Below are 7,860 nucleotides of genomic sequence, written 5' to 3' on the forward strand. Positions count from 1 at the left end.
TATGTTTTAAGGAACAGCATGCAATGAAGAATGAAACGCTAGAACAATTTAAAAGAAATCAAAAGAGGAATCAAGAAATTCTTAAAAAATTGCTTGATTTTGTCCATACTGGGGAAGAATACGGCATCAAGGTTGAAGAGTCTCTCAAAGACAAGATCCGTAATGCGATGAAAGATGTTTCTGGTCAAAAACTGAAAGTGGCTTTAGTGGGAGGTTTTTCTTGCGGGAAAACATCCATAGCGGCAGCTTGGATCGATCGGCTAGACAAGAGCATGAAGATAGACCACAAAGAATCCAGCGATGAAGTTAAAATCTATGATATAGACAATGAAATGGAACTGGTTGACACCCCGGGACTATTTGGGTTTAAAGTGAAAGAACACGATAGCGGCACAATAGAGCACTATAAAGATATTACGAAAAAATATGTCAGCGAAGCCCACCTCATTTTATACGCGCTCAACCCGTCAAACCCTATCAAAGAAAGCCATAAGGACGATTTGAATTGGTTGTTTAGGACGCTCAATCTTTTATCCAGGACGATATTTGTCATCAGCCGTTTTGATGAAGAAGCGGATATTGAAGATGAAGAAGATTACAACAAAAGATTTAAGATCAAAAAAGAAAACATCCAAAACCGACTGAATGATCTCATTTCTTTAAGCGAAAAAGAAAAAGAGGGTTTGATTATTGTTGCTGTTGCGGCAAACCCTTTTGATTTGGGGGTGGAACACTGGCTAAAGCATCAAGAAGAGTTTCAAAAACTCTCACACATCAAAGCCTTGCAAGACGCGACGCAAAAAAAGATTAAAGAAAATGGCGGGAAATTAACCATCATAGAAGAAGCCAAAAAAAGCGTCATTCAAGATGTTATCTATAGGCAAATGCCACCCGCAAAACAAGCGTTGCAAGATATTAATAGAGAAATGGAATATTTGAATAAAACGCTTGAAAAAAGGCGAAAGGACATTCAAGATTTAAATAAAGAAATTTCTCAAGCCCGCATTCATTTAAGAGAATTTATAATAAGGTATTTCAGCGATCTCAGCCGTCAAGTTTCTGGAACCAGCCTAGAAACCTTTAATGATTTTGTTATTAGAGAAATAGGTGATAAAGGTATCAATATAGACACAAAAGTCCAAAATGAATTTGAAAAACAAACGCAAGGGATTGTAAATGAAATCGCTAAAATTGAAACCGGTTTTAATGCCGATATGAGTTTTTTTGAAAAGCATGCCGGAGCGTTTGGAAAAATTGGAATCAATTTTTTAAAACAAAGCGGTTTTATCAATGCAACTAACATCAAACTGGCTAGAGACGCGCTAGTGGCTACGGGAAAATTTGTGGGCATAGATTTGGCTTTTAAATTCAAACCTTGGGGCGCTGTAAACTTGGCAGGCAGCATAAACAAAGGTTTACCGCTTATCGGTCTTGCTATTGAAGTGTGGGATTCTTGGAAAGAAAGCCAAAAAATAGAAAAACTTGAAAAAGCTAAAGAAGAAATGAAATCTAATTTTGACAATCAAAAACAAGAAATCTTGGATCTCATTAATGATGAAACCAGATTCAAACAAGCATGTTTCCCGAGCGTGTTTGACCTGGAAAAATGCATTCAAGCATGCGAAGAAAATGTTAAAAAAACGCAAGAGTGCACTCAAGGACTGGAAAAATGGATTCAAGCTGGCGAAGATTTCATCAAGGGCGAAGATTTCATAGATGTTGAGCCTGAATAGGAATGAACTGAATTTGTGCTAAAATTTCAAAAACGCATCAAAAAGGCTTTTTGGCTGAGCTTGAAACGGGCTAATCCAACAAGCGGCATTTTAAATGTTTTAATAAGGAAAGGCGATGTTTTCTAAAATTTGCCCAACTCTTAAGCTTTTAAACGCGTTTAAAAGCTCTTTATTCAAACGCATTTCAAGCCCTGTGCAAACCACTCGCATTGCCAAGATGGTTTTGGGTATAAAAGACGCTTTCAACGACGATAAAGACCCGTTGGATAACGCTTGTGAAGCTTTGGATTTGATAGTGAAGTTTAAGAAAGAGCACCCGCAAGATTTTAACGAATTGTTTGAAATTTTAAAAGATCTCATTCAAGAATACGAACAAAATCCTGACGAGATCAAGCAAAACCTCAAAGAAATCCTAAAATAAGACAAGGCATGAACCACCTTTTAATCCTTTATAACCCTTACTATCAACAAGATGTGATCCAACAACATTTAAGCGTTTTACAGGAAAAATCCCAAGTGGGCTTTGGTAAAATCCGATCAAAGCTCAACGATCAAGAAAAGCACGACTCCTTAGAAGAAATTTACAAAGCCACTAATGAAGAAAATTTTTTGCAGCTTTTTTTGACCGATTACGCTAATTTATTTGCCGCTAAGGTGATAAAGGTTTCTAAAGAGATTGATGAGAGTTTGATCCCTAGCTATTATAAAGAAAAAAATTTGGAAGTGGAAGACTTTTTTATTATCAGCGATTTAAGGGAATTAGTCAGGGAAGATTTTAGCCTTTTAAGGGATCGATTTTTAGCCAATTTCATCGCGCCAAACAACCACACTTACGCCATTTATGGGAATAATTACGTCTATCCTTTGCCGGTTAAGTTAAAAGAAGAGCGTTCTTATTTTTTAGGCGGTGAAAAGCATTATCTGAGCGTGTATAAAAGCAAAGAATATTTAACCATGCAAGAAAATTTCATGCGTTTTGTTTTTGGCAAAAGGCTTTTTTACCTCTTACACCCTGACAGCATCAACAACATCATTCATGCCGAATTAGAGCTTTTACAAAGCGAAAACGATCTTTTGAATGATTTTACCAGCATCATCGTCAAATACACCAAAACCTTAGAATACGAAATTTATACTTTTGCTAAACAAGTTCTTCTAAAGGCTTGCGAAAACGATCCCAGCCTTTATGATTTAGCTTATAAAGTCCAAGGAAAATCTTTTACGCTTAAAGATTTTTTCGCTAAAAAGCCCAATCTTGGGAGCATTAAACTCCTACTCAAACACGAAAAAATCCAAGACCATTTAGAAGAAAACTTAAAAAGATTCATCAATTATCCTTTTTCAAAAAGCCTAAGCCTCATTCAAAACATCCGCAACGAAGCCGTCCACGCAAAAGCTCCAAGTTTGAATGAAGTGGAAAAACTCAGGAATGAAATTTTAGGCATAGAAGGCGCAAGCTTACTCAAAGGCGTTTTAACCCACAAGGAAACTTCATAAAAGCGCAACCCATTCAGCATGCGTTTAGCACCGATTTGATAGCGCGAGATTTTAAAAATTATTTAGAGCCTTTAAGGGAGGGGAAAAATTTATTGGGTTTTTCGGGTGGGTTGGATTCCACTTGCTTGTTTTTTCTTTTAGTTGGAGAAAACATCGCTTTTGACATCGCTTTAGTGGATTATAACACGCAAAAACAACGCCTTGAAATCATCCAACACGCTCAAAAACTCGCCCAAACACACCATAAAAAATGCTACATCCATTACGCCCCAAAAATCGCGCGCAATTTTGAAATGCAAGCGAGAAAGATCCGTTATGATTTTTTTGAAACCCTAATTAAAGAGCATTCTTACAAGCATTTGATTTTAGCGCACCACTTGAATGACAGGTTGGAATGGTTTTTGATGCAATTAAGTAAAGGCGCTGGATTAAACACGCTTTTAAGCTTTCAGGCTTATGAAAAAAGAGGATTTTATGCGATCGTTCGCCCCTTACTCTACACCCCTAAAGACACCCTTAAAACGCTCGCTAAAGATCGGGAATTTTTTGAAGACGATTCTAATTCTTCTTTAAAATTCAAACGCAATTTTTTCAGGAAACATTACGCTAACGCCTTGATGCAAGATTATTCTAAGGGCATTATCCAAAGTTTTAAATTTTTGGATCAAGAAAAAGAGCGGCTTTATCCTTTGATGATTGTTTCACAAATGCATGGGATCACTTTTTTTAAGTATTCGCAAAATGCGCTGTTTATGGTGGATAAAATCTTAAAGCAAAAGGGGTATGTGTTGAGCTTTTCTCAAAAAGAAGAAATCAAGCGCCATTTTTTTAGCTTAGAAATCGCTCAAAAATTCATCATTGAAAGCGATAAAGAGTGTGTGTTTATCGCTCTTAAACCCCCAAAAACTTTAAGCATGCCAAAGGATTTTAAAGACAGGGCTAGGAGGTTGAATATCCCCAAACGCTTACGGCCTGTTTTATACGCAGAGTTTTTAAAACAACCAACGCATGATTTTTTAACCCGTTTTAAACAGAGTTTAATGGATCTATAAAAGAGCTTCATTTTAATCAAGCGATAATTTTTTAAAGCGCTTTTTAACCTTGATTGTGTCAAAATACAGCAAAAACTTTAATATGAGAGCGAATGGACTTTAAAAATAAAAAATGGCTTTTTCTAGCCCCTCTAGCAGGCTATACGGACTTGCCTTTTAGGAGCGTGGTGAAAAAATTTGGCGTGGATGTTACCACAAGCGAAATGGTGAGTTCGCATTCGTTGGTGTATGCGTTTGATAAAACTTCTAAAATGTTGGAAAAATCCCCTTTAGAAGATCATTTCATGGCACAAATTTCAGGCTCTAAAGAAAGCGTAGTCAAAGAAGCGGTGGAGAAAATCAACGCTTTAGAGCATGTGAGTGGGATTGATTTTAATTGCGGTTGTCCTGCCCCTAAAGTGGCTAATCATGGTAACGGGAGCGGATTGTTAAAGGATTTAAACCACTTGGTGAAGCTTTTAAAAATCATCAGAGAAAACACTAATAAAAAAATCACAAGCGTGAAAGTGCGTTTAGGCTTTGAAAAGAAAATCCCTAAAGAAATCGCTCATGCCTTAAACGACGCGCCGGTGGATTATGTGGTGGTGCATGGGAGGACACGAAGCGACAAATACCAAAAAGACAAAATAGATTATGAAAGCATCGCCTTAATGAAAGGGATTTTAAAAAAGCCTGTGATAGCCAATGGCGAAATTGACAGCGTGAAAAAGGCCTTTGAAGTCTTGCAAATCACGCAAGCGGATGGGCTAATGATAGGGCGAGCGGCCTTAAGAGCCCCATGGATATTTTGGCAAATCAGAAACAACACCACAAAATTGCCCGCAGTCGTGAAAAAAGATCTGGTTTTAGAACATTTTGATAAAATGGTGGAGTTTTATGGGGATAGGGGGGTAGTGATGTTTAGGAAAAACTTGCATGCTTACGCTAAGGGCGAAATGCAAGCGAGCGCGTTTCGCAACTGCGTCAATACCCTTACGAAGGTAAAGAGCATGCGAGAGAGCATAGAGGAATTTTTTAATCAAGAAACGTTGCAAAGTGAAGTGCCATTATGGGTAGAATTGAATCAAAAAAGCGTTTGAAAGCGCTCATTTTTTTAGCGAGTTTGGGGGTTTTGTGGGGCAATACGACTGAAAAAACGCCTTTTTTTAAAACCAAAAACCACATTTATTTGGGTTTTAGGCTAGGCACAGGGGCTAGCACGCGCACAAGCATGTGGCAACAAGCCTATAAAGACAACCCCACTTGCCCTAGCAGCGTGTGCTATGGCGAGAAATTAGAAGCCCATTATCAGGGGGGTAAAAATTTGTCTTATACCGGGCAAATAGGCGATGAAATAGCTTTTGATAAATACCATATTTTAGGCTTGAGGGTGTGGGGGGACATAGAATACGCTAAGGCTCAATTAGGCCAAAAAGTGGGGGGTAACACCCTTTTATCCCAAGCGAATTATGACCCAAGCGCAATTAAAACCTACGATATTGCTTCAAACGCTCAAGGCCCTTTAGTTTTACAAAAAACCCCAAGTCCCCAAGATTTCCTTTTTGATAACGGGCATTTCATGGCGTTTGGTTTGAATGTGAATGTGTTTGTCAATCTCCCTATAGACACCCTTTTAAAACTCGCTTTAAAAACGGAAAAAATGCTATTTTTTAAAATAGGCGTGTTTGGTGGGGGTGGGGTGGAATACGCAATCTTGTGGAGTCCTCAATATCAAAATCAAAACACGCAACAAGACGATAAATTTTTTGCCGCAGGTGGGGGGTTTTTTGTGAATTTTGGAGGCTCTTTGTATATAGGCAAACACAACCGCTTCAATGTGGGGCTTAAAATCCCTTATTATAGCTTGAGCGCGCAAAGTTGGAAAAACTTCGGCGCTAGCAATGTGTGGCAGCAACAAACGATCCGACAAAACTTCAGCGTTTTTAGGAATAAAGAAGTTTTTGTTAGCTATGCGTTCTTGTTTTAGTGTGGCTTCGTTCTCATTAAATACTGATGATAAGATTCAAAAAATCATTTTATCGTTACAAAAATCAACATCTCAAAGATAAATAGGTTAAAATACTCCAAAATCTTTTTTTTTTTTTTTTTGAAATCCAATAAATTTATAGTAAAATTAGGTTCATTGTAAATATATTATCACTCCATGATATTCTTACAACAAAAACATTACTTTAAGGAACATTTTATGAAAAAGACAATTTTACTCTCTCTCTCTCTCTCTCGCTTCATCGCTTTTGCGTGCTGAAGACAATGGCTTTTTTGTGAGCGCGGGCTATCAAATCGGCGAAGCGGTGCAAATGGTCAAAAACACCGGTGAATTGAAAAACTTGAACGAAAAATACGAGCAATTAAACCAGTATTTAAATCAAGTGGCTTCGTTGAAGCAAAGCATTCAAAACGCCAACAACATTGAGCTGGTCAATAGCTCTTTAAACTATTTAAAAAGCTTTACCAACAACAACTACAACAGCACCACCCAATCGCCCATCTTCAACGCCGTGCAAGCCGTTATCACTTCGGTATTGGGTTTTTGGAGTCTTTATGCGGGGAACTATCTCACTTTCTTTGTGGGTAATAGCAGTACTAAACAACCCGCTAACGTTCAGGGTAACCCTCCTTTTGAAACGATTATCAAAAACTGCTCAGGAATTGAAAACTGCGTTATGGATCAAACCATTTACGATAAAATGAAAAAACTCGCTGAAGATCTCCAAGCAGCCCAACAAAACGCTACCACTAAAGGCAACAATCTTTGCGCTTTATCCGGATGCGCCACAACAGAAGGCCAAAACCCACCAAGCTCAACCGTAAGCAGCGCTCTTGAAACCGCGCAACAGCTCATGGACTTGATCGCAAACACTAGGACGGCTATGGTGTGGAAAAATATAGTCATCGCAGGTGTTTCAAACAGAGCCGATGGTGCTGGTGCTATCACATCCACTGGTCCTGTAACCGACTATGCGGTGTTTAACAACATCAAGGCGATGCTACCTTACTTGCAAGAAGCGCTCAAACTAACTCAGAGCAACCACACCCTATCTACTAACTTGCAAGCTCGAGCTACAGGATCTCAAACAAACCCCCAATTCGCTAAAGACATCTACAATCTCGCTCAAAACCAAAAGCAAGTCATCTCTTACGCTCAAGATATTTTCAACCTCTTTAGTTCTATCCCTGCAGAGCAGTATAAGTATCTAGAGAAAGCTTATTTGAAAATACCCAATGCGGGTCAAACTCCTACTAACCCTTACAGACAAGAGGTGAATTTAAACCAAGAAATTCAGACGATTAAAAACAATGTGAGTTATTATGGTAACCGGGTGGATTCGGCTTTAAGCGTGGCTAGAGATGTTTATAATTTAAAATCCAATCAAGCAAACATTGTAACCGCCTATAGCAACGCCAATAATCTAAGCCAAGAGATTTCTAAACTTCCCTATAACCAAGTCAATACAAAAGACATTGTTACGCTACCTTACGATCAAAACGCCCCAGCAGCAGGCCAATACAACTACCAAATCAACCCAGAGCAGCAATCCAATCTTAACCAAGCTTTAGCAGCGATGAGCAATAACCCC

General features: G+C 38.4%; 7 protein-coding genes. All 7 read left to right on the forward strand.

From position 1 onward, the window contains the following. The first annotated feature begins 23 nt into the window (after positions 1 to 23). On the forward strand, positions 24 to 1,733 hold the full coding sequence (locus BZK24_RS07885) for a LeoA/HP0731 family dynamin-like GTPase (protein WP_077657094.1): 1,710 nt from the start codon (positions 24 to 26) through the stop codon (positions 1,731 to 1,733). A gap of 115 nt (positions 1,734 to 1,848) precedes the next feature. Further along, on the forward strand, positions 1,849 to 2,154 hold the full coding sequence (locus BZK24_RS07890; protein WP_077657095.1) for a hypothetical protein: 306 nt from the start codon (positions 1,849 to 1,851) through the stop codon (positions 2,152 to 2,154). A gap of 8 nt (positions 2,155 to 2,162) precedes the next feature. Then, positions 2,163 to 3,230, forward strand: a complete 1,068-nt coding sequence (locus tag BZK24_RS07895) for an HP0729 family protein (protein WP_077657096.1) — start codon at positions 2,163 to 2,165, stop codon at positions 3,228 to 3,230. A gap of 35 nt (positions 3,231 to 3,265) precedes the next feature. Beyond that, complete coding sequence (gene tilS, locus BZK24_RS07900; RefSeq protein ID WP_077657097.1) at positions 3,266 to 4,282, forward strand: tRNA lysidine(34) synthetase TilS; 1,017 nt, start codon at positions 3,266 to 3,268, stop codon at positions 4,280 to 4,282. Between the two features lie 92 nt (positions 4,283 to 4,374). Next, on the forward strand, positions 4,375 to 5,361 hold the full coding sequence (locus tag BZK24_RS07905) for a tRNA dihydrouridine synthase (RefSeq protein ID WP_077657098.1): 987 nt from the start codon (positions 4,375 to 4,377) through the stop codon (positions 5,359 to 5,361). Further along, entirely contained in the window at positions 5,331 to 6,248 is a 918-nt protein-coding gene (locus BZK24_RS07910) for an outer membrane beta-barrel protein (RefSeq protein ID WP_077657099.1), read from the forward strand. Before BZK24_RS07905 ends, BZK24_RS07910 begins: the two co-directional genes overlap by 31 nt. 268 nt (positions 6,249 to 6,516) lie before the next feature. Further along, positions 6,517 to 7,860, forward strand: a 1,344-nt coding sequence (gene sabA, locus BZK24_RS07915; RefSeq protein WP_198763853.1) for a Hop family adhesin SabA/HopD, incomplete at its 3' end; no start/stop codon positions are given.

This window comes from Helicobacter pylori (assembly GCF_001998165.1).
GTDB lineage: Bacteria > Campylobacterota > Campylobacteria > Campylobacterales > Helicobacteraceae > Helicobacter > Helicobacter pylori_DL.

What these genes read in the sequence shown, in the direction of transcription:
- BZK24_RS07885 (WP_077657094.1), top strand. Translation starts at nt 24, where the DNA reads ATGAAGAATGAAACGCTAGAACAATTTAAAAGAAATCAAAAGAGGAAT.
- BZK24_RS07890 (WP_077657095.1), top strand. Translation starts at nt 1,849, where the DNA reads ATGTTTTCTAAAATTTGCCCAACTCTTAAGCTTTTAAACGCGTTTAAA.
- BZK24_RS07895 (WP_077657096.1), top strand. Translation starts at nt 2,163, where the DNA reads ATGAACCACCTTTTAATCCTTTATAACCCTTACTATCAACAAGATGTG.
- BZK24_RS07910 (WP_077657099.1), top strand. Translation starts at nt 5,331, where the DNA reads ATGGGTAGAATTGAATCAAAAAAGCGTTTGAAAGCGCTCATTTTTTTA.
- BZK24_RS07905 (WP_077657098.1), top strand. Translation starts at nt 4,375, where the DNA reads ATGGACTTTAAAAATAAAAAATGGCTTTTTCTAGCCCCTCTAGCAGGC.